Origin of the sequence: Micromonospora siamensis, from assembly GCF_900090305.1 — a bacterium.
GTDB classification, from domain to species: Bacteria; Actinomycetota; Actinomycetes; order Mycobacteriales; family Micromonosporaceae; genus Micromonospora; species Micromonospora siamensis.
Map to the genome: position 1 here is coordinate 3,546,059 of NZ_LT607751.1, position 21,000 is coordinate 3,567,058.

The 21,000-nt window shown below is 72.7% G+C and carries 24 protein-coding genes and 1 pseudogene; 9 read left to right on the forward strand and 16 right to left on the reverse strand.

The features are described 5' to 3' along the window. The first annotated feature begins 83 nt into the window (after window positions 1-83). Window positions 84-3,599, forward strand: coding sequence for a methionine synthase (gene metH, locus GA0074704_RS16330; protein WP_088971306.1), 3,516 nt, complete (start codon window positions 84-86; stop codon window positions 3,597-3,599). A gap of 57 nt (window positions 3,600-3,656) precedes the next feature. On the opposite strand, the gene GA0074704_RS16335 is transcribed toward metH, so the two are convergent. The 7 genes from GA0074704_RS16335 to GA0074704_RS16365 form a co-directional block, all read right to left on the reverse strand. After that, entirely contained in the window at window positions 3,657-4,481 is an 825-nt protein-coding gene (locus GA0074704_RS16335; protein ID WP_157743702.1) for a phosphotransferase, read from the reverse strand. A gap of 100 nt (window positions 4,482-4,581) precedes the next feature. Then, a complete protein-coding gene (locus GA0074704_RS16340; RefSeq protein WP_088971308.1) occupies window positions 4,582-5,010 on the reverse strand; it encodes a DUF6069 family protein in 429 nt (142 codons plus the stop codon). Beyond that, window positions 5,003-5,470 carry an SRPBCC family protein gene (locus GA0074704_RS16345; RefSeq protein WP_088971309.1) on the reverse strand — a complete coding sequence of 156 codons (468 nt, stop codon included), beginning with the start codon at window positions 5,468-5,470 and terminating at the stop codon, window positions 5,003-5,005. Before GA0074704_RS16345 ends, GA0074704_RS16340 begins: the two co-directional genes overlap by 8 nt. Continuing rightward, on the reverse strand, window positions 5,467-5,811 hold the full coding sequence (locus tag GA0074704_RS16350; protein ID WP_088971310.1) for an ArsR/SmtB family transcription factor: 345 nt from the start codon (window positions 5,809-5,811) through the stop codon (window positions 5,467-5,469). The genes GA0074704_RS16345 and GA0074704_RS16350 overlap by 4 nt, the downstream gene beginning before the upstream one ends. A 153-nt stretch (window positions 5,812-5,964) precedes the next feature. Next, window positions 5,965-8,142 carry a HelD family protein gene (locus GA0074704_RS16355; protein ID WP_088971311.1) on the reverse strand — a complete coding sequence of 726 codons (2,178 nt, stop codon included), beginning with the start codon at window positions 8,140-8,142 and terminating at the stop codon, window positions 5,965-5,967. A gap of 213 nt (window positions 8,143-8,355) precedes the next feature. Further along, complete coding sequence (locus GA0074704_RS16360; protein ID WP_088971312.1) at window positions 8,356-9,171, reverse strand: MBL fold metallo-hydrolase; 816 nt, start codon at window positions 9,169-9,171, stop codon at window positions 8,356-8,358. Next, window positions 9,165-9,752 carry a dihydrofolate reductase family protein gene (locus GA0074704_RS16365; RefSeq protein WP_088973731.1) on the reverse strand — a complete coding sequence of 196 codons (588 nt, stop codon included), beginning with the start codon at window positions 9,750-9,752 and terminating at the stop codon, window positions 9,165-9,167. The genes GA0074704_RS16360 and GA0074704_RS16365 overlap by 7 nt, the downstream gene beginning before the upstream one ends. A 72-nt stretch (window positions 9,753-9,824) precedes the next feature. On the opposite strand from GA0074704_RS16365, the gene GA0074704_RS16370 reads away from it, so the two are divergent. Next, window positions 9,825-10,340 carry a winged helix-turn-helix transcriptional regulator gene (locus GA0074704_RS16370; RefSeq protein ID WP_088971313.1) on the forward strand — a complete coding sequence of 172 codons (516 nt, stop codon included), beginning with the start codon at window positions 9,825-9,827 and terminating at the stop codon, window positions 10,338-10,340. Window positions 10,341-10,444: 104 nt separating this feature from the next. Further along, a complete protein-coding gene (locus tag GA0074704_RS16375; RefSeq protein WP_088971314.1) occupies window positions 10,445-11,023 on the forward strand; it encodes a dihydrofolate reductase family protein in 579 nt (192 codons plus the stop codon). Here GA0074704_RS16375 and GA0074704_RS16380 read toward each other — a convergent pair. Further along, a complete protein-coding gene (locus tag GA0074704_RS16380; protein ID WP_088971315.1) occupies window positions 11,013-11,714 on the reverse strand; it encodes a helix-turn-helix domain-containing protein in 702 nt (233 codons plus the stop codon). The two genes, GA0074704_RS16375 and GA0074704_RS16380, sit on opposite strands and share 11 nt — an antisense overlap. A gap of 86 nt (window positions 11,715-11,800) precedes the next feature. Here GA0074704_RS16380 and GA0074704_RS16385 point away from each other — a divergent pair, with 86 nt between their 5' ends. Together GA0074704_RS16385 and GA0074704_RS16390 are read left to right on the forward strand one after the other, a co-directional pair. Continuing rightward, window positions 11,801-12,475, forward strand: a complete 675-nt coding sequence (locus tag GA0074704_RS16385; protein WP_088971316.1) for a nucleotidyltransferase domain-containing protein — start codon at window positions 11,801-11,803, stop codon at window positions 12,473-12,475. Continuing rightward, complete coding sequence (locus tag GA0074704_RS16390; protein ID WP_088971317.1) at window positions 12,472-13,218, forward strand: nucleotidyltransferase domain-containing protein; 747 nt, start codon at window positions 12,472-12,474, stop codon at window positions 13,216-13,218. The genes GA0074704_RS16385 and GA0074704_RS16390 overlap by 4 nt, the downstream gene beginning before the upstream one ends. An 11-nt stretch (window positions 13,219-13,229) precedes the next feature. Here GA0074704_RS16390 and GA0074704_RS16395 read toward each other — a convergent pair whose 3' ends face one another. From GA0074704_RS16395 to GA0074704_RS16410, 4 genes are all read right to left on the reverse strand, one after another. Next, window positions 13,230-14,123 (reverse strand): DUF4253 domain-containing protein, encoded by an 894-nt coding sequence (locus GA0074704_RS16395; RefSeq protein ID WP_088971318.1) that lies wholly within the window; start codon window positions 14,121-14,123, stop codon window positions 13,230-13,232. An 81-nt stretch (window positions 14,124-14,204) separates the two neighbouring features. Continuing rightward, complete coding sequence (locus GA0074704_RS16400) at window positions 14,205-14,771, reverse strand: snapalysin family zinc-dependent metalloprotease (RefSeq protein ID WP_088971319.1); 567 nt, start codon at window positions 14,769-14,771, stop codon at window positions 14,205-14,207. 118 nt (window positions 14,772-14,889) lie between these two features. After that, window positions 14,890-15,783, reverse strand: a complete 894-nt coding sequence (locus GA0074704_RS16405) for a bifunctional helix-turn-helix transcriptional regulator/GNAT family N-acetyltransferase (RefSeq protein ID WP_231926476.1) — start codon at window positions 15,781-15,783, stop codon at window positions 14,890-14,892. Between the two features lie 14 nt (window positions 15,784-15,797). Then, the gene (locus GA0074704_RS16410; RefSeq protein WP_197697690.1) at window positions 15,798-16,073 is read right to left on the reverse strand and encodes an alpha/beta fold hydrolase; all 276 of its coding nucleotides are present in this window, start codon (window positions 16,071-16,073) and stop codon (window positions 15,798-15,800) included. A gap of 173 nt (window positions 16,074-16,246) precedes the next feature. On the opposite strand from GA0074704_RS16410, the gene GA0074704_RS29195 reads away from it, so the two are divergent. Together GA0074704_RS29195 and GA0074704_RS16425 are read left to right on the forward strand one after the other, a co-directional pair. Next, window positions 16,247-16,690, forward strand: a complete 444-nt coding sequence (locus GA0074704_RS29195; RefSeq protein WP_197697539.1) for a hypothetical protein — start codon at window positions 16,247-16,249, stop codon at window positions 16,688-16,690. Window positions 16,691-16,730: 40 nt separating this feature from the next. Next, window positions 16,731-17,024: a DUF1330 domain-containing protein gene (locus GA0074704_RS16425; protein ID WP_088971320.1), complete on the forward strand. Its 294-nt coding sequence runs from the start codon at window positions 16,731-16,733 to the stop codon at window positions 17,022-17,024. Between the two features lie 121 nt (window positions 17,025-17,145). Here GA0074704_RS16425 and GA0074704_RS16430 read toward each other — a convergent pair whose 3' ends face one another. The 4 genes and pseudogenes from GA0074704_RS16430 to GA0074704_RS29205 all read right to left on the reverse strand — a co-directional run. Beyond that, a complete protein-coding gene (locus GA0074704_RS16430) occupies window positions 17,146-17,415 on the reverse strand; it encodes a hypothetical protein (RefSeq protein ID WP_088971321.1) in 270 nt (89 codons plus the stop codon). 37 nt (window positions 17,416-17,452) lie between these two features. Continuing rightward, a complete protein-coding gene (locus GA0074704_RS16435; RefSeq protein WP_088971322.1) occupies window positions 17,453-17,833 on the reverse strand; it encodes a VOC family protein in 381 nt (126 codons plus the stop codon). A gap of 361 nt (window positions 17,834-18,194) precedes the next feature. After that, window positions 18,195-18,809, reverse strand: coding sequence for a DinB family protein (locus GA0074704_RS29200; RefSeq protein WP_197697658.1), 615 nt, complete (start codon window positions 18,807-18,809; stop codon window positions 18,195-18,197). A gap of 21 nt (window positions 18,810-18,830) precedes the next feature. Further along, window positions 18,831-19,685 (reverse strand): annotated as a pseudogene (locus GA0074704_RS29205) (dihydrodipicolinate synthase family protein); the annotation flags it as partial. A 70-nt stretch (window positions 19,686-19,755) separates the two neighbouring features. Between GA0074704_RS29205 and GA0074704_RS16450 the strand changes: the two are divergent. After that, window positions 19,756-20,676 carry a LysR family transcriptional regulator gene (locus tag GA0074704_RS16450; RefSeq protein ID WP_088971324.1) on the forward strand — a complete coding sequence of 307 codons (921 nt, stop codon included), beginning with the start codon at window positions 19,756-19,758 and terminating at the stop codon, window positions 20,674-20,676. Between the two features lie 57 nt (window positions 20,677-20,733). Next, entirely contained in the window at window positions 20,734-20,943 is a 210-nt protein-coding gene (locus GA0074704_RS16455) for a hypothetical protein (protein ID WP_088971325.1), read from the forward strand. The last annotated feature ends 57 nt before the right edge of the window (window positions 20,944-21,000 follow it).

The window sequence follows — 21,000 nt, forward strand, 5'->3', positions numbered from 1 at the left end:
GGACGCGGTGATCCGGCTGACAGTATGTGGGAAGCCGCAGCGTGGCGCGGCGGGGGCGGAGGTGGGCGCACTAACCTGGCGGGATGCGGGCTTCGTTGCTGGATGTGCTGTCAGACCGGATCCTCATCGCCGACGGGGCGATGGGCACCATGCTGCATGCCGCCGACCTGACCCTGGACGACTTCGAGGGTCTCGAGGGCTGCGTCGAGATCCTCAACGTCTCCCGTCCCGACGTCGTCCGGGGCGTGCACGAGGCCTACCTGGCCGCGGGGGCGGACTGCATCGAGACCAACACCTTCGGCACCAACCTGCCCAATCTCGGCGAGTACGGCATCCCCGGCCGGATCCGGGAGCTGGCGCAGGCGGGCGCGCGGATCGCCCGGGAGGCCGCCGACGCGTACGCCACGGCGGAGCGGCCCCGGTTCGTGCTCGGCTCGATCGGCCCGGGCACCAAGCTGCCCACGCTGGGCCACGCGTCGTACGCCGCGCTGCGCGACGCGTACCAGGAGAACGCGGCCGGCCTGATCGCCGGCGGCGCCGACGCGCTGATCGTCGAGACGTCGCAGGACCTGCTCCAGGTCAAGGCCGCGGTGGTCGGGTCGAAGCGGGCGATGGCCGAGCTGGGTCGGGACGTGCCGATCATCTGTCAGGTGGCGGTGGAGACCACCGGCACCATGCTGCTGGGCAGCGAGATCGGCGCCGCGCTGACCGCGATCGAGCCGCTCGGGGTGGACCTGATCGGGTTGAACTGCTCCACCGGCCCGGCCGAGATGGGCGAGCACCTGCGCTACCTGTCCCAGCACGCGCGCATCCCGGTGTCGGTGATGCCGAACGCCGGCCTGCCGGTGCTGACCGCCGACGGGGCGTACTTCCCGCTGACCCCGGTGGAGTTGGCGGACGCCCTGGAACGCTTCGTCACCGACTACGGAGTGGCGCTGGTCGGCGGCTGCTGTGGCACCACCCCGGAGCACATCCGGGTGCTGGCCGAACGGCTGCACGGCACCACCCCGGTGGCCCGTGAGCCGCAGCCCGAGGCCGGTGTCTCCTCGATCTACCACCACGTGCCGTTCGCCCAGGACGCCAGCGTGCTGATGGTGGGGGAGCGGACCAACGCCAACGGTTCCAAGGCGTTCCGCGAGGCGATGCTCGCCGCCGACTGGCAGGCCTGCGTGGAGATCGCCCGCAGCCAGGCCCGGGACGGCTCGCACCTGCTGGACCTCTGCGTGGACTACGTCGGCCGGGACGGCACGACGGACATGCGGGAGCTGGCCGGTCGGTTCGCCACCGCCTCCACCCTGCCGATCATGCTGGACTCCACCGAGCCGGCGGTGGTCGAGGCCGGGCTGGAGATGCTCGGCGGCCGGTGCGTGGTCAACTCGGTGAACTTCGAGGACGGCGACGGCCCGCAGTCCCGCTACGCCCGGGTGATGCCGGTCGTCAAGGAGCACGGCGCCGCCGTGGTGGCGCTGCTGATCGACGAGGAGGGCCAGGCCCGCACCAGGGACTGGAAGGTCCGGGTCGCCGGCCGGCTGATCGACGACCTGACCGGCCGGTGGGGGCTGCGCCGAGAGGACATCCTCATCGACGCGTTGACCTTCCCGATCGCCACCGGCCAGGAGGAGACCCGCCGGGACGGCATCGAGACCATCGAGGCGATCCGGGAGATCGCCACCCGCTGGCCGGGGGTCAACTTCACGCTGGGCATCTCGAACATCTCGTTCGGCCTCAACCCGGCCGCCCGGCAGGTGCTCAACTCGGTCTTCCTGCACGAGTGCGTGCAGGCCGGCCTCACCTCGGCCATCGTGCACGCCAGCAAGATCCTGCCGATGGCGAAGATCCCCGACGAGCAGCGGGAGATCGCCCTGGACCTGGTCTACGACCGGCGCCGCGAGGGGTACGACCCGGTGCAGCGGTTCATCGAGGTCTTCGAGGGCGTGGACGCGGCGTCGGCCCGGGCCACCCGGGCGGAGGAGCTGGCGGCGCTGCCGCTGGACGAGCGGCTCAAGCGCCGGATCATCGACGGCGAGCGCAACGGCCTGGAGGCCGACCTGGACACCGCGATGGCCGGTGGCCGGGCGCCGCTGTCCATCATCAACGACATCCTGCTGGACGGGATGAAGGTCGTCGGTGAGCTGTTCGGCTCCGGGCAGATGCAGCTGCCGTTCGTGCTCCAGTCCGCCGAGGTGATGAAGACCGCGGTGGCGTACCTGGAACCGCACATGGAGACCGCCGAGGACGGCGGCAAGGGCCGGATCGTGCTCGCCACGGTCAAGGGCGACGTGCACGACATCGGCAAGAACCTGGTCGACATCATCCTGTCGAACAACGGCTACGAGGTCGTCAACATCGGCATCAAGCAGCCGATCAACGCGATCCTGGACGCCGCGGAGGAACACCGGGCCGACGCCATCGGCATGTCCGGGCTGCTGGTCAAGAGCACCGTCATCATGAAGGAGAACCTGGCCGAGATGGCGTCGCGCGGGGTCGCGGAGCGCTGGCCGGTCCTGCTCGGTGGGGCGGCGCTCACCCGCGCGTACGTCGAGGACGACCTGCGGTCGATGTTCCCCGGCCAGGTGCACTACGCCCGCGACGCGTTCGAGGGGCTGTCCCTGATGGACCGGGTGATGGCGGCGAAGCGCGGCGGCGTACCCCTGGTGGACCCGGAGCGGGAGGCGGCCCTGGCGGCCCGGCGGGCCCGGCGGGAGAAGCAGCGGGCGATGGTCAGCGAGGCGCTGCCCGAGCTGCACGACGCCTCGGTCCGCTCCGACGTGGCCGTCGACGTGGCGGTGCCGAAGCCGCCGTTCTTCGGCACCCGGGTGGTCAAGGGCGTCCCGCTGGCCGACTACGCGGCGCTGCTGGACGAGCGGGCCACCTTCCTCGGCCAGTGGGGGCTGCGCGGCTCGCGCGGCGGCCAGGGCCCGTCGTACGAGGAGCTGGTGGAGACCGAGGGCCGGCCGCGGCTGCGCTACTGGCTGGACCGGCTCACCGCCGACCAGGTCCTCGAGGCCGCCGTGGTGTACGGCTACTTCCCCGCGTACGCCGAGGGCAACGACCTGGTGGTGCTGGACGAGAACGGGCACGCCGAGCGGGCCCGGTTCTCCTTCCCCCGGCAGCGGCAGGAGCGGCGGCTCTGCCTGGCCGACTTCTTCCGCCCCAAGGGTGACGAGCTGGACGTGGTGGCGTTGCAGCTGGTCACCGTGGGGCAGCCGATCAGCGACTACACCGCCAAGATGTTCGCCGCGAACGAATACCGCGACTACCTGGAGGTGCACGGCCTGTCCGTGCAGCTCACCGAGGCCCTCGCCGAGTACTGGCACCGGCGGATCCGCACCGAGCTGACCCTGCCCGGCGGCGGCACCGTGGCCGGCGACGACCCGGCTGACCTGGCCGGGCTGCTGCGCAACGACTACCGCGGCTGCCGGTACGCGTTCGGCTATCCGGCCTGCCCGGAGCTGGAGGACCGGGCGAAGATCGTGGAGCTGTTGGGGGCGGAACGGATCGGGGTGCAGCTGTCGGAGGAGTTCCAGCTGGTGCCGGAGCAGGCGACCGACGCCATCGTGGTGCACCACCCGGAGGCGAACTACTTCAACGCCAAGTGATCGCGGCAGGCGCTCTGGAGCGTTGTGGAGCGCCTGCGACGACCCCGACCTCCATGATCATGCCCTCGCCAGCCCGATCAGTGCCCCATCGAGGCGCGGCGCGAGGGAATGCAGCCAGCGCAGCTCCCGCGCATGGTGCTCAAGGGCGTCGGCGGCCTCCGCGGCGGACACCGGCGCGTACTTGATCCGTTCGGCCGCGAGCAACCTGCAACGCTGCAGGGCGGGCAGGATCGCGCGCCGATCGCTCAGGCCGTAGGCGTCCACGAAGATCCGGAGCCGCGCTGCCACGTCGGGAACGGGGTCGAACCCCGCCTCGTGGAGTTGCTCGGGTGGGGCGAGGGGGACGAACTCCCACGCCGCCGCGGCCAGTTCGACGACGGGGACGATCGGACCGGCGGCGTCCCAGTCGATGAACGCCACCGGCACGCCGTGCCGGTAGACGGTGTTCCACGGGCCGAGGTCACCGTGCGAGACGATCTCACCCGTGCGCAGCGGACGCGGATCGAAGCGGAATTCCACGTCGCGGGGCCGGTAGCCACGTGCGGCGTCGTGCAGCTGTCGTACCAGCCTGGCCGCGGCGACCAGGGCCGCCTCTGAACGGGCGTACGGGGGGAGCCGGTGCCCCCGTCCGGGCTGCCACTGCGGATCCGCCGGTACCTCGCCGTCGATGTAGGTGAGGACCTCCCGCTCTCCCTCGGTGCCGAGGAAACGAGGCGCGCCGGAGAACGTCGCGGTTTCCAAGTGGAGCAGATAATCGTGCACTGCGCCGGACCACGCGCCCATCGGCCGCAGAAGTTGTCCGCCGCGCCGGGTGATGCCCTGCGTCATCCGCCCGCCGGGAAGCGGAATCTCTCCGGCACGGGTGAACTGTCCCTGACTCACGCAGCAAGTATCGGTCGATGTCGGTCGTTCGCACCCGGCGTCAGTTGCCAGCCGATCAGGGCGTGGGTCGGCGTCCCCTCTGGCATCCCACGTGGGGCGATCACGTCGGTACGGCTGTCACCGCAATGGTGGAACGCGCCCGTCTTGCGATGGCGACCACGGCGGCGAGGGTGATCGGCACGAGGGTCACATGGCAGAGGGCCAGGGTCACCTTGCTCATGGTGTCGAAGTCCGTCGGCAGGGTCATCAGGACGATGGTGCCCACCGCCAGCACCGGCCCCACGACCAGGGCGGCCCGGGCGATCCAGGCGGTGACCGGTGCCAGTAAGGCGACGACGCTCAGGCCGACGAGCAGCGGTATCGCGCTGAAACCGGCGACGGTGACCGCATCGACCTCGGCCGGCCCGGTGGGCGAGGTGAACCGGAAGGTGCCTCCGGCTGCTCGACCGAGGCCGTAGAGCGCCAGGTTGACCAGCGCGGCGGTGACGGCGGCGAGTGCGACGACTGCCGTCCGTGGGAGTCTAGACATGGGCCGGCTCCGTCCCGGTTTGACGGGCCAGGAACGCCGTGATGCGGGCGAAGGCGCCCGCCCACACCTCGCCGACGAAGAAGTCCCGGACCTCGGCGGCCGGGAAGCCACTCTGGACGACGGTCATCAGGGTGCCGCCGTCCTTCTCCTCGAAGGTGACCTCGATGCGGGTCGTCATGGTCATGCCGTCGGGGCTGGCTCCCGTGGACTCGGTGACCAGCCGGTGGGGGCGGTCGATCTCGACGAATGTCTGTGTCTCCCGGAACAGCATGTCCCGGCTGGGCCCCCACACCGCGGTCTGCTGGCCGCCGACGCGCAGATCCACCTCGATCTCGACGATGCCGGGTTGCTCGTCGAGGATGGTGAACCAGATCTTCTGCTTCTCCGCGTCCGTGTACGCGTCGAAGACCTCTTCCGGCGTCGCGGCGAGTTGCCGCGACACGCGCAGGTCGAGCGTCATGAATCCTCTCCCTCCGGGTTGGACTGCATGGTGAAGTAGACGTCGAGACCGTCGAGACGGCGGGCCCAGAGTCGCTGGTAGAAGCCCATCCAGCCCATCACCTCATCCAGTGGTGCGGGACTGAGGCGGCACCGGCGTGACCGTCCGATCTTCTCGGTGACGACGAGCCCGGCGTCCTGGAGCACCTGGACGTGCTTCTTCATGCCGGTCAGGCTCATCCCGGTCGGACCGGCGAGATCACCGATCGTGGCCGGGCCCGAACCGAGTCGGATCAGAACGCTTCGGCGGGTCGGATCGGCCAGGGCGCTGAACACCCTGTCCAACACGTGTTGATGAACCATGCGGTTCACCTTAATAAACTGAACCTACAGGTTCAACGTTTCGCGGCTCAGCCTTTCAGTCCGTCCCGCTCGACGGCGTACGCGCCGGCCTTCCGGTTCCGGAGGACGTCCGGGACACGCCGCCCATCCCGACGTGTCCTTCGGGAAATGCGCCTACTCCTGCGTGATCCGAAGCTGCCCGAGTTCCTGCGTGCACCGGGTGAGCGCGACGTAGAGCCCGTTCCACCCGCGCGGTTCGGCGGCGATGCCCTGCGGGTCGACCAGCAGCGTCGCGTCCCATTCCAGCCCCTTGGCCTGGGTCGCGGTGAGCACCGGCACGTCACTCAGCACGGTCAGCAGCTCGGCGACCCGGTCCGCGGGGGCGACGACGCCGACCGTCCCGCCGTGCCACCGCCGCCGCAGCTGTCGCACGGCCCGGGTGGCGGCGCCGGCGAGCTCGGCGGGCGCGACGGAAAGCTCCCAGGGCGCGATGCCGGCGGAGCGCACCGCCCGGGGCGGCATGTTGTGGCTGCCGGCTTCCCTCAGGACCGGCCCGGTCAGCTCCATGACCTCGCGCGGGGTCCGGTAGCAGATGGTGAGTTCCGCGGCGGTCCAGCGGTCCCCGAAGACGACCCGTACCGCCTCCGCCCAACTGGTGTGCCGGTGTGCCGCCTCGGCCTGGTCGATGTCGCCGACGGCGGTGATGGAGCGGCTGGGGCAGCGCCGCAGGACCATCTGCCACTGCATCTCGGACAGCTCCTGCGCCTCGTCGATGACGACGTGGCCGTACACCCAGCCGCGCTGGCGGCGGGCGTGGTCGGCGACGGACTCGCCCGGCGGTGGCGGGGCGTCGGCCTCGCCGAGCAGGTCGGCGAGGGCGTCGAGCAGGGGAATGTCGCTCGAGGCCCAGGTGGCGGGTTCCGCGGTGACGGCGGTGATCTCCTCCGGGGACAGCTGCGGGGCGAACCGGGCCAGCTGGGTGCGGTCGGTCAGGAGGCCACGCAGCAGGGTCGCGGCGTCGCGGGCGGGCCACCATGCCTCGACGAACCGGGCGATGGCGGCGTTCCCGGCGATCCGCTCACGGAGTTCCTCGACCTCCTCCTCCGAGAGGAGTCCGTCGACGTCGCTGCCGGTCGACGTCCCGCCCGGGTGGTGGTCGTGCCGCATGCTCCGGTCGACGCGGGCGAGGATGTCCTCGAAGCCCTCCTCCATCTCGTTCATCAGCGGCTCGCGCTGCTCGGCGACGACGTCGGCGAGGAGGTGGTGCAGCTGCTCGGCGAACGCCGCGCGGGCGCGATGGTACGGGCGTCCCTGCACCGCCGAGGCGAGCGCCTGCGTCACCGCCGCCGCGGGGATGGCGTGGAACTCGCCCTCCCAGCGCAGCCGCAGCTCGCGAGGCCGGGGGAGCAGTGACGCGACGTAGTCCTCGAGCGCGTGCTGCCAGAGGGCGCGGCCCTTGATCTCGGCGAGCGGGCGGCTCTCGTCGCGGCCCACCCGGATCCCGGGCAGCAGCGTGTCGCAGGTCGCCGAGACGACGGCGGTCTCACCGAGTGCGGGCAGCACCTGGGCGATGTAATCCAGGAACCGCGGCGACGGGCCGAGGACCAGGACCGCCTGGTCGGCGATCGTCCGGTGGGCGAACAGCAGGTAGGCGACGCGGTGCAGCGCGACGACTGTCTTGCCGGTGCCGGGACCACCCTGGACGATCAGCGGACCGGTCGCGTCGGCCCGGATGATGTCGTCCTGTTCGCGTTGCAGCGTGGAGATCGCCGTGGACATGTGACCGGTACGCCGCTGGTCCAGGGCGGCCAGGAGCGCGCCTTCACCGACGAGTTCCGTCGTCGTCGTTCCGTCCAGTGGCTCGTCGTCCACGCCGACGACGACCGACTTCTTCGTACGGATGTGGCGCCGGCGTGCCTGTCCCTGCGGGTCGACTGCCGTCGCGGTGTAGAACGGCCGGGCGGCTGGCGCGCGCCAGTCGAGCAGCAGGGGCTCGTCGTCCTCGCCGTCGTTGCGCAGACCGACCCGGCCCACGTGTCGCACGGTGCCGTCGAGGCCGTCGAGGCGGCCGAAGACCAACCCTTCCCTGGCCCGCCGTAGCTCTTCGTACTGCTGGCGGAGCATGCGCTGCCGGGTTCGTTCCAACGCGTCCAGGGCCTCGGCCGAGAGTTCGACCTCCAGGCGGTCGACCAGCGTGTCGCGCCGGGCCGAGGCCAGGTCGAGGAACTCCTGCTCCTCGGCGACCGCGGACCGGTGCGCGCCGTGTTCCGCGGTGGAGGTCGGCGGCTCGCCGGCCGGAATCGTGTCGATGACATCAGTGGTGCCGTGGTGCGGAGCGGACTTCCGGCGCATTCACGAATCCTCGGATCGGGTCCCCGTCGGCCCACGCGGGCCGCAGTGCATCAGGCGGAAAGCATAGGGATGGCCCTTCTCATGAGCCAGCAGTTTCGTGGGTCGAGATCGGAGTCTCAATTCCTTGCAGATCCACGTCGATCGTGGCCTCGATGAATCGTGATTCGCGCATTGGACCATCGATGCCGTCCGGAAACCCACGTGGCCGGTCGGTCAGCCCCGCTCGGCGACGCGTCGGGCCTGCCCGTCGTGCAGGTCGCCGACCCACTCCCAGCCGGGCCGGGCCGAGGGGCCGATCCGCGGGTCGTCGGGCTCCCGGCCCTCCCGCAGGGCGAGCACGTACGCCCGGTCCCGCTCGATCCGTTCCAACGCCTGACCGGCGCCGCCGACCGACCCGTGGCCGGGGATCACGACGTCGACGTCGGCCGCCACGTCCTCCAGCAGCCGCAGCGCGGTGAGGTAGTCCCCGACCGGGTCGTCGGCGTCCTCCAGGTCGAGCATCGGGACCAGGACGTCGGAGAGCATGTCGCCGGCGACGAGGACGCGGCGCTCCTCGAGGAGCAGCGCCGCATGGCCGACCGCGTGGGCGCGGTGCTCGATGATCCGGGCCGCCGGGCCGTCCCAGGGGATCCGCGCCGCCCCGGCGGGCAGGGCGGTGACCAGGCCGTACCCGTCCAGCGGGACCTGCCCGGCGATCTCCGTCTCGGCCAGGTGTTCGGTGATCCGGGCCTTCAGGTCCGGGTCGGACAGCTGCTCGCGTACGGCGGCAGCGCAGCGTGCGGTGCCGTGGCGGGGCGCCTCGCCGAGCCGGGCGTGCCAGAGCAGGTGGTCCCAGTCCGGGTGGGTCGAGAAGCCCGCCACGACGGTCCGGCCCGACCCGGCCAGGTCGTCGGCGAGGCAGTCGAGTTCGTGCTCGGTCAGGCCGGGGTCGACGAGCAGGACACCGGTGGGACCCTGCACGACGGTGGTGTTGGTCTCAAGGAACACGCTCTGGTGGACCAGTACGCCGTCCGTAACCTGACTCAGCACGGAATTGCCTCCCGAATGGTGTAGTGATGCATCGTGACGCCCTGCGTGAACGACCGCTGCTCGATCAGGTCGAGGTCGATCGGCCGGTCGTAGTCGTCGAAGAGCGGCCGGCCGAAGCCGAGGACCGACGGGTGGGTGAAGAGCAGCAGCTCGTCGAGGAGCCCGGCCCGGAGCAGCTGGGTGGCGAGCGTCGCGCCGCCCACCCCGATGGTGCCGTCGGTCTCGGCCCGCAGGGTGGCGAGTTGCGCGATGGCGTCGTCCCCGCCGATGATCCGGGTGTCGTGGTCGGCGGTGTGGCGGGTGCGGGAGACGAGCACCTTGGGCGCGTCGGTCCAGATGTGGCCGTACTCCCGCATGACGTCCGGCAGCGACGCGTCCTCACGGGCGCGCGGCCAGTACTCCTCCATCGTCTCGTACATGATCCGGCCCTGGACCATGGCGACGAGCTTGCGCGCCCGGGCGTTGAACTCGCGGTGCAGCTCCTCGTCGATGCGCAGCCACTCGCCCGCGCCGTCGTCCCCGGGAACCTGTTCGATCCGCAGGTCGAGCGAGACGTTCATCCAGTACAGGAAGCGGCCCATCTGGCCCCCGTTCATAGTGGTTGCGATTTGCAACTACTCTATTGAGGACGACATGCCTGTCAAGGAGGAAGTGTGGAACCACGGTCCGGGTGTCCGATCAACGCCGCCGTCGAGGTGCTCGGGGACCGCTGGGCGCTGCTGGTGCTCCGCGACGTCATCTTCGGCGACCGGCGCCACTTCCGGGCCCTGCTCACCGGGTCGATCGAGGGCATCGCCTCGAACATCCTGGCCGACCGTCTCGTGCGGCTCGTCGAGGCGGGGCTGCTCACCCGCGGCACCGCGGCCCGGGGGCAGCGCGCCCGCTACAGCCTCACCGAGGCCGGCATCCAGACCCTCCCGGTCATCCAGGCGCTGGCCAACTGGGGGTTGGACTGGTGCCCGGGCAGCGACGAGCTGCGGATCCGGGAGCAGATCGTGCGCGCCGAGGGTCCGGGGTTCGTCGAGGAGCTGATGGACGAGCTCCGGGTACGCCACCTGGACGCCCCACCGAAGGTCGAGCACGGGCCGGGCGCCTTCGAGCGGCTCGACGCCGCGTGCGCCGCCGAGCGGGAACGCCGGCGTACGGCCGATCCGGTCGCGGACCGCTGAGCTGACGCCAACGGGCGCGCCGCATGTCGTTTCCGTCCAAGACGACCGCCGTCGAGACGGCTACGGTCGAACCGCAACCCAGAAGACGATGAGGGGACAGCACCATGCGTGACCTGGTCTACACCGGTTTCATGTCGCTCGACGGCGTCGTGGACTCGCCCGGCGGCGGGCCGGGGGAGGAGCACCGCAGCGGCGGCTGGGTGTTCAAGGACCTCGAGTTCGTCCCGGAGGCCTGGTCGCTGAAGGGCGAGGAGCTCGCCGACACCACCGCGCTGATGTTCGGCCGCCGCAGCTACGAGGCGTTCGCGCCGGTCTGGCCCGGCTCGCCGGACCACGCCGACTACAAGGACCTGCCCAAGTACGTCGTGTCCAGCACGCTGGCCGCCGACGCCCTGGTCGACGGGTGGGGGCCGACGACCATCCTGCGCTCGACCGAGGACGTGGCCGCGCTCAAGGCGGGCGAGGGTGGCGCGATCTTCATCCACGGCAGCGCGGAACTGGCCCGGCGACTGTCCGACGCCGGCCTGATCGACCAGTACAACCTGCTCGTCTTCCCGGTGCTGCTCGGCGCCGGCAAGAGCCTGTTCGGCCGGGCCGACCGGGACAAGCACATGCTGACGCTGCGCGAGTCGGAGAGCTACCCCAACGGGATCCTCAAGCTGGTCTACGACGTCAGGCGCTGACCCAGTCGAGGCCGAGCGCGCCGCCGGTGCCCTCGCGCAGCTGCCCGGCGGTGCGCCCGACGTAGCCGCGCAGGGCCCGGGCCAGGTGCGGCTCGTCGAAGTAGTCGAGCTTGGCGACGACGTCGGCGGCCGGTTCGCCGGCCGCCAGCAGCTCCGCCGCCGTGCGGGCCCGCTCGATCTGCCGGACCGCGCCCCGGGTCAGCCCGGTCGCGGCCCGGAACCGGCGTTCGACGGTACGCCCCGACACCGCCGGCCGGTGACCGCGCAGCACCTCGGCCACGAGCGGGTCACGGACCACCGTCCCCGCCCGGACCAGCGCGTCGACCAGCGCCTCGACGTCGTCGGGGCCCGGTGTCTCCCAGCGCGCGCCGTCGAGCCGGAACGACCGCCGGGTGGTGTCGGGAAGCTCGACTCCGCCGTCGACCAGCGTCGGCGTCGGCATCGCCCGCAGCGAGGTGCCCACGGCGAACTCGATGCCGGTGAAGGCCGCCCCCTCCGGCACCGGCGCCGTGCCCGCCCGCGTGCCGGGACCGGTGACGCTCGTGTACGCGCGGCCGGCCTGCTGCCAGAACACCAGGCCCCACCGCGCGCCGGCGACGGACGTCATCGCGGTGACCCGCTCGCTCGTGCAGGTCCAGACGGCGTCCACCCACGGCGAGTCCGACCCACGCGTCTTGAACACCAGCCCCACGGGCCGAAGGATACGCCGGGGGTCCGACCGGGTGCGGCCGGAAAAGACCACGCGTCCACCGCGGCGCTTCGGTAGCGTTCCCGCTCGTGATCGAGCTTGTGGAGCGGCACACCGTGCTCGCCGTGGTGGTCGGGTCGCGGGCGTACGGGCTGGCGGGCCCGGACTCCGACCATGACCGGCGCGGTGTGTTCGTCGCGCCGACCCGGGCGTTCTGGCGCCTCGACAAGCCGCCCACCCACCTGGACGGACCGGCCGAGGAGCAGTTCTCCTGGGAGTTCGAACGCTTCTGCGTCCTCGCGTCGCAGGGCAATCCGACGGTGCTGGAGGTGCTCTGGTCCCCGCTTCACGAGGCGGTGACCGAGGACGGGGAGCACCTGTTGGCGGCCCGGTCGGCCTTCCTGTCCTGGCGGGTCGCCGAGACGTACGGCGGCTACGCGCGGGACCAGTTCGCCCGGGTCACGGCCCGCCGGGAACGCAGCGGGGAGACGAACCACAAGCAGGCTATGCACATGATCCGGCTGCTGGTCGCCGGGGCGCACGTGCTGCGTACCGGGGAGGTCCTGGTCGACGTGCGGCACCTGCGGGACCGGCTGCTCGCGGTGCGCCGGGGCGAGCTGCCCTGGGCCGCTGTCACCGGCTGGGCGGACGAGCTGCACGCCGAGCTGGCCGAGGCGGCCGCCGTCACCGTCCTCCCGGAACGGCCCGACCTGGCCGCCGTGGACCGGCTGCTCACCGGCGTACGCGAGAGGAACCTGCGGTGACCGTCGACGTGCCGGCGTGGGCGGCGCAGGCCGCCCGGGCGCTGCCCCGTCCCCTGCTGTTCGCCACCGTCAGCGGCGCCCACCTCTACGGTTTCGCGTCGGTCGACTCCGACCTGGACCTGCGCGGCGCGCACCTGCTGCCCGCAGCCGAGGTGGTCGGCCTGCGCACCGGGCCGGAGACGTTGCAGCACACTGGGGTACGCGACGGCGTGGAGCTGGACGTGGTCAGCCACGATCTGCTGAAGTTCGCCCGGCTGCTGAACAGCCGCAACGGGTACGTCCTGGAGCAGGTGCTGTCGCCGCTGGTGGTGGTGACCACGCCGGTGCACGACGAACTGCGGTCCCTGGCCCCGCGCCTGGTCACCCGCCACCACGCGCATCACTACCTGGGCTTCGCGGCCGGCCAGGAGCGGTTGTCCGCCCGGACCGGGCAGCTCAAGCCGGCCTTGTACACGCTGCGGGTGCTGCTCACCGGCATCCACCTGATGCGTACCGGCCGGCTGGAGACGGACCTCGGGGTGCTCGGGACCCACCTGGCGTACGTGCCGGAGCTGATCGCCGCCAAGCGGGAGGCCGAACACGGGCCGCTGCCCGCGGGCGCCGCGCGGCGGCTCGCCGTCGACGTGCCGCGGCTGCGCGCCGAGCTGGAGGCGGCCCGGGACTCCTCGGCGCTGCCCGAGCACGCCGACCCGGCCGCGGTGGACGCCCTGCACGACCTGGTGGTTCGCACCCGCCTCGGCTGAGGCCGGTGGGCTCAGGGGCGGGAGAACAGCACCCAGTGACGCAGCTCCGTCAGCAGGTGGGCGTGCTCGCGCAGCGCGACGGCCGGGGTGGCGAGGGTGTTCTCGGCGAGGGTGTGGTGCTCCGTCGCCAACCGCCAGGCCTCCCGCGGGTCGGTGGGCGGCCGGGTGACCCGTAGCCAGGTCGACACCTCCAGCGCGGCGACCGGCTCGGCGCCGTGTCGCTCGTACCACCGCCGGGCGGCGGCCACCAGCAGGTCCTGGCCGTACGCGCAGGAGTCGTGCAGGGCGTTGACGTAGGCGTACACCGCCCAGGGCTGCGGCACCGGCAGCAGCACCAGCGTGGTGAGCTCGTCGGGGGACCCGTACCACTCCTGGATGCCCGGGTCGGGCGCGACCAGCCGCGGGCGGCCGTGTTCCCAGTCGAACAGGCTTCCTTCGATGGCGACCTCGACGGTCTCGTCGTCGCTCACGGCGGCGCGGATCTGGGCCGCGTCCGGGGCGTCGCCGTAGCGCTCGCGGGTGTCCTCGCGCGCCCGGTCGATCTCCTGGTCGACCCAGTCGCGCAGGCCGTCGGGGTACTGGGTTCGCCACTCGACCAGCCGGGCGTCGACGTCGATGCGTTCGGCGCGGGCCAGCACGGCCGCCGGGCTGGCATCGGCGCCGTCGGCGCCCTCGTCGAAGTAGAACCGGGAGAACAGGTCGCCGTCGTGCGCCAGGTGTCGCTGGCAGAGCACCGGCCAGCGGCCGGTGCGGTCGACCGTGGTCCGGGCGGTCGCCCACGCGTCGAGCGCTTCGTCGGGGGAGACGTCGACGAGCACGGCGGTGCCGCTGCCGGCGGCGTCCTGGGTGGTGGCCGGCCGCCCGCCGAGACCGACGGCGTCCAGGATGGACGGTACGGAGTTCACCGGCGGAGCGTACGCGAGAACTGGCTGACCGCGGGCCGCCGGCCGGGCCGACGCGAGCGTCGGCCCGGCCGGCGGCGACGTTCAGCGGCCGGCGCCCACCGTGGCCGGGGCGGGCCAGCTGTCGGTGAAGACCCCGGAGGTCGCGGCGGTGCGGGCGGCGAAGCCGAAGTTGCGATCGACCGTCGCGGCCTCGCCGGAGCTCGGGTACGGGTTGGTGCAGCTGGTGCCGGCGCTGCCACCGGACATCAGGATCGCGCAGTTGCCGTTGTAGTTGTCGGGCAGCCCGAGGATGTGCCCGATCTCGTGGGTCACGATCCGCAGCGGGGAGTACTGCTGCGCCTGGTAGTAGTCGATGACCACGTAGCCGTTGCCGAGGCTGTTGCGCACGGCGTACGAGCCGCCGCCGTAGGTGTAGTAGATCATCAGGTTCGAGCCGCACTGCGCCATGTTGATGTTGAGGGTGGCGTTGTTCCAGATGGTGGCGGCCTGGTTGGCGTAGCTGGCGAACGGTCCGGCCTGGCTGGTGTTGTAGCAGACGTTGCGGAGGGCGGCGGTTGCCGGCGCGGCTTCGACCGCGACGGCGCCGAGAGTCGCCATCGTGGCTGCGGCGAGGGTGGCGAGGGCTCGGGTGATCCTGGGCAGACGCATCGTTCACGCTCCGTCGGGGGAAGGGGTGAGCGGGATGAGTCAACCCTATAAATTTATATAGATCGATTTCAATGATCGACCAACATAAATTCGACGGCTGGCGGCATCCCCGCCGGACTCACGGAGCGAGCTGCTTCTCGAACCAGTGGTGCGCGTACCGCTCGGTGTTGTACGCCTCGACCTCCCGGTAGCCGGCCGAGCGGTACAGCGCGATCGCCTCGGTGAGGTTGCGGTTGGTGTCCAGCCGGATCCGGTGCCAGCCGCGCTCGGCGGCCCGTCGTTCCAACTCGTTCAGGAGTCGCCGGCCGACCCCGAGCCCGCGTACCGACTCGGCGACCCAGACCCGTTTGATCTCGGCGGGGGCGCCGGGGTGCAGCTTGACGGCGCCGCAGCCGACCGGCTCGGCGTTGAGCGTGGCCAGCAGGAACAGCCCGGCGGGTGGGGTGAGGTCGGCGTCGTGCACCGGGCTGCTCAGCGCGGGATCGAATCCGTCGTCGAACCGGCGGGCCACCTCCCGGGCGTAGGCCCGCACGCAGGCCCGGGCCCGGGGGTCGCCGGGCGGGCAGGGCTCGATCACCACCATCGAGGCGACCAGCAGCCGCTCGACCTCGGCCATCGCCGCGACCAGTCGGTCCCGGTGCGGCGCGGTGAGCGGCTCCAGGATCGAGTGAGCGAACGCGTCGGAGCGCTCGTCGAGTTCTGCCCACTCGGCCCGGCCGGCGGCGGTGAGCCGGGCGTGCCGTACCCGTGCGTCGCCGCCGGCCCGGCCGCTCGGTCCGACGGTGACCAGCCCGTCGCCCTCCAGGGCCCGCAGCAGGCGGCTCAGGTGGCCCGAGTCCAGGGCCAGTCGGGCGCGCAGCGCCGCGACCTCCGCGCCGTCGGGCCCGATCTCCCACAGTAGGCGTGCCTGTGCGAGGGGTCGCGCCCGCGCCATGTACTCGTCGTCGAGGGCGCCCACCCGTTGGGTGACCGTGCGGTTGAACCGGCGTACGGCGGCGACCAGTTGCTCCATAATGCTGACTTTAGTCAGGCATCCTGGTTCCGCAACCTCGCGTGCCGGTTCAGCCAGGAATCCAGCAGGGACAGGGTGGCGGCCGGGTTTTCCAGGTGCGGCAGGTGCCCGGCCTCGGTGACGACCTCGAGCCGGCCGTCGCCGAACGCCGCGGCGTAGGCCGCCCCGTAGGCCGGGGTGACGATCCGGTCGCTCTCGCCCCAGAGCAGCCGGGTGGACGTCCGCGCCGCGGCCAGTCGACGCGCCAGCGTCGGGTCGTGCATGTAGGGGTCGCCGGCCAGCACCCGCATGGTCTCGCGGTCGGCCAGCCGGCGGGCGAGCTGGTCCGGCGTGACGGTGGCCGGGTCGACGTGACCGCGGCGGTGGTCGTGCCAGGCGTGCTCGGCGAGGCCGCGGGCGTCGGGCGCCCGCCGCCGCCACCTTCCAGACCTAGCAGGCCTTCGGCGCGCTTGCCGGCCGGCTGGTGGCGCAGCGTCTGGTGGAGCGTCGCCCCGGGCGCGGCCGGCGGATCGAGCACCACCTAACGCCGGCCGGTGAGCGGGTCCTCGGGGCCGGTCACCGGGTCGCCGACGAGGTCCTGCGGGACTGCTACGCCACCTCCGTCGCCGGGGCGAACATTGCCATGTTCGTCGCCGGGCTCGTCCTCATCCCGTTCTCCGTGCTGGGGTTCGTCGCCGGCAGGATCACGCCTCGACTGCGCGAACGGATCGAGGGCCCCGTGCTCCTGGCCGCCGGCACCGACACCGGCCGGCTCTTCCCGAACGACAGCGCCTACACCACGGCAGCGCTGGTCGGGTTGGCTGCGATGGCGCTGACCACCTTGGTCAGCCTCATGCTCGCCCGCCAAAGCTCCCGTGCGCTGAATCACCCGGTCACCGCCGTCGGGCAAAGTCGATCTAGATTGTGAACTCGACGTCAGATGTGCTCGTCCGAACACTGGAGGTTTCGTGGCCAAGGGCTACTGGGTCAGCGCCTACCGCACCATCTCGGACCCCGAGAAGCTGGCCGCATACAACAGGCTGGCCGCTGCGGCCGTCAAGGCCGCGGGCGGGCGTACCCTCGCCCGCGGCGGTCGGGTCGTCGCACACGACGCCGGAATCGCCGGGCGCACTGTCCTGGTCGAGTTCAACAGCTTCGAACAGGCCGTCGCGGCGCACGAGAGCAAGGCCTACCAGGAGGCGCTCCTCGCCCTCTCCGACGGCGTCGAGCGCGACTTCCGCATCATCGAAGGCGTCGACTGAACCGGGGGCCCGGTCGGCGACCTGTCCGGCTCCGACCGGCAGCGCGATGCAGAAGGCCACCACGTGCCGTCGGTCAGCCCGACCTCGCCGCCCGTCTGACGATCTCCCGACTGCCGTTGGCTTACTGGCCCGGCTCGCCCCCGCGCCGCCGTCGGCCGTGCACCAGCGCGGCGACGCCCAGCGCGGCCAGTACGCCCGCACCGGCCAGCGCCAGCACCAGCCGGTGCCGCGCCGCGGCGATCTCGGCCGCCTGTCGCTCCAGCACGTCCGGCGGCGCGTCCTGCGGCGGCAGCGACCCGCCGGCCCAGTCTCCGAACGGGACACAGGGCAGCAGGCAGGCCGCGACGAGCAGCAGGATCCCGACGATCGTGGCCAGGCGAGCACGTGACATCGCGCCAGGATGCCAGGGGCGCCGTTCGCCGCGTGCGTCAGGGCCAGGCGCGGGCCTGCGCGTCGAACAGCTCCCGGTCGCTCTCCACCGGCAGCACGCAGACCAGGTGCCCGCCCGGCACCCGCAGCACCCGACACTCCTGCCACCGCGCGACCTGGGTCGCGCCGAGGGCGAGCAGCCGGTCGGTCTCCGCGACCGGATCGTCGGTTTCGATGTCCAGGTGCAGGCGCGGTGCGTCGTCGACCGACTGCACGGCGGCCACCAGCCCGGGCAGCGCGCCGTGCAGGTCGATGAACTGCGGCTCGCCCGGCGCGGGGCCGGCCGGTACCCCGAGGGCGGCCGACCAGAACGCCGCCGCCGCGTCGGCCTCGTCCCGCGGGGCGTCGATGATGAGGGCGTACACCCGGCTGCGATGCATGCCCGGACCATAACCGCCGGTCGCGCCGTGCGCCCGGCGGCCAGGTCAGCGACCGTCCCCTAACCCGATGATCGACGCCACCGAGCCGGGGCGCAGCGGGCACCGAGCTTCCTCCACAAGGGTCGGTCTGGCAGCGTCTGCCATCGTCGTCGCAGCGGGAACCAGGGCGCACGGCCTTCTTCGGGAACCGCCGCCGGCCGCCGGGTGCGGGCCCAGGTCGGGCAGGGTGACTCGGCGCCCGACCCGCGGGCGAAGCCGGGCGACGAACTGCCCATCGTGTACAACCCGCAGCACCCCACCGGCGACGTCCGGGACTCGCGGACCCCGGAGAACCACAGGGGCGTCTACCTGCTGCCGGGCGTCACGATGTTCGGGCTGGTCGGTGGCTCGCTGGCGTCGCGGGGACTGGTCCGCGCCGAGCGCCGCGAGCGGGCCGGCGGGGCCGCTGGCTGGTGACGTCGTGCTCGTGGTGCAGCACGTCGTGCAGGAAGTAGACGGCGAAGGTGCGCACCGTGAACACCGAGCCGTTGTCCCGTCGGCCCGGGCGCTCCCACTGGTCGTCGCGTACCGCGTCGAACGCCGCGGCGGTCGCCGCCGCCTCGGCGGCCAACTGCTCGGCCACCTCGGCGGGGGACCGGTGGAAGTAGTCGTCGGCGACCGCGGTGGCGTCCTGGTCCCAGTTGGCGAAGGTCGGGTCGTTTTCCCGCAGCATCAACGCCAGGCGCTCGCGGAAGATCCGGCAGGTGTCCCGGACGTGGCAGGCGTACTCGACCGGTGACCAGACCGTCGGCGCCGGCCGCTCGCGGGCGTCCGGCCGGGCCAGCCGGGTCCGCCACAGCGGCACGGAGGCGCGCAGCCGGGCCCCGGTGGTGTCGGCCGGCGGCGGGGTGAACCCGCACTCCCGGCACCCGCGTTCGATGACGAAGGTCCAGTCGGTCGTCTCGGGCGGCACCGCCGCCGGCTCCTCCGCGGTCACGGCCGGCGGGCCCGCCAGGGTGTCGAGCCGACGCAGCGCCGCGGTGGCGCTCCGGGCCGACGCGGGCAGCAGCGGCAGGCGCACGGCCGGGGTCGGGATCCGCCCCCGGGCGTGCAGGACGGCCTTGACCACGGTGGGGTTGGGCTCGGCGAACAGCGCGGCGGCCAGCGCGGCCAGCCGGTGACCCAGCGGTCGGGCCCTTGCCGCGTCACCGACCCGCCACGCCTCGACCAGCGCGGCGAAGTCGGCCGTGGCGAGATGCGCGGAGGCGGCGATGGCGCCGTGCGCGCCGAGCGCCAGCACCGGCGAGAGCAGCTCGTCGTCGCCGCCGAGCACCGCGAAGCCGGGCGGCGAGTCGGCGAGCAGCCGGACCGTGGTCGGGTCGACCGCGCCCACGGCGTGCTTCACCCCCACCACGCCCGGGATCGCCGCCAGCTCGCGCAGCGTCCCGGTCGACAGGTGCTGCCCGGTCCGGTGCGGCACGTGGTAGACGACCAGCGGCACCGGGCTGACCGCGGCCAGGTGGGCGAAGTGGGCGAGCACCCCCCGTTCGCCGGGCCGCACGAACGGCGGCACCAGGGTCAGCGCGGCGGACACCTCCGGCCGCCCGGCCAGCGCCGTCAGCTCGTCGGGCGTGTTGGCCCCGACCAGCAGCGGCGCGGACCGCTCCCGGCACGCCCGCGCGACCGTGTCGAGCACCGCGCGCCGTTCGGCTGGGGAGAGCGTGCCCGGTTCAGCGGTGGTGCCGAGGGCCACCAGGCCGGTCGCCCCGCCGTCGAGCACCTGGCGGGCGAGGCCGGCGAGCGCGTCCAGGGCCACCGTCCCGTCCTCGGCGAACGGGGTGATCAGCGGAACGAAGAGGCCGGTCATCGTCATGACCCCAGCCTCGGCCACCGGACCGGTCAGCACCAGTTCAGATTCCTCAACGAAACCGTAAGCTGAACTGATGCTCGACGTACGCCGCCTGGTCCTGCTGCGCGACCTCGCCCACCTCGGCACCATCGCCGCGGTCGCCGACGCCCACGCGTACACCCCGTCGGCGGTCTCCCAGCAGTTGGCCGCCCTGCAACGGGAGGCCGGGGTGCCGCTGCTGGAACGCACCGGCCGCCGGGTCGGTCTCACCCCCGCCGGAGTGGCGCTGGTCCGGCACGCCGAGACCGTGCTCGCCGCCCTGGAGTCCGCCGACGCCGCGCTGGCCGCCGCCCGTACCGGCCTGTCCGGCACGGTCCGCATCGGCGCCTTCCCCAGCGCCGTACGCACCCTGCTGCCGGCGGCCCTGGTGGCCCTCGGCCGGGAGCACCCGGCGCTCGACCTGATGGTCACCGAACTGGACCCCACGGCCGTCCCGGCGGCGCTGCGCGAACGGCGCCTCGACGTGGCCCTGGTCCACGACTACGACATCGCCCCCGTCCCGCCCGAGCCGGCGCTGGACGCCGAACCGCTGCTGACCGAGACGGTCTACCTGGCGGTGGCCGACGACACGCCACTCGACGACACCACCGACCCCGTCCAGGCGACCCGGCACGCCGACTGGGTGATGGGCAGCCCCGGCACCCTCTGCCACACCATGGCCGTACGCGCCTGCCAGCTGGCCGGCTTCACCCCGACCGTCCGCCACCACGCCGACGACTTCACCGCCGTGCTGGCGCTGGTCGCCGCCGGCCAGGGGGTGGCGCTGGTGCCGCAACTCGGGGCGGACGCCCCACCGCCGCAGGTGCGGCTGGCGCCGTTGCCGTTGCGCCGGCTCACCCGGATCGCGTACCGGCGCGGGGCCGGCCGGCACCCCGCCGTCCTGGCCTGCGTCGACGCGCTGCGCGCGTCCACCGCGGACTACCTGGCCGGCCGAACCGGCGGGCCGGAGGGCTGACCCGAGCGGTGCCGATCAGGGCGGGCCGACGAGCGCGGCTGCGCTACCGTCCCGGGCATGCGGACGATGTGGATCGTGATCGGAGCCGTGCTGCTGCTCGGCCTCGTCTCCATCTGGTACGTCACCCGGCGGGACCGGGCCCGGACGACCTCCGGCGAGGACGCCGCAGCGGCCCGGATCGCCACCGCCGAGCAGGAACGGCACGCCGCCGAACGGCACGGCGCGCAGGGTGGCGCCTGGCAGCGCGGGCAGCAGGGGCCCGGCTGAGTCCCGCGTGGACGCGGTGGAGGAGAGGACCACGGCCCTCCGGTCACCCGTACGACC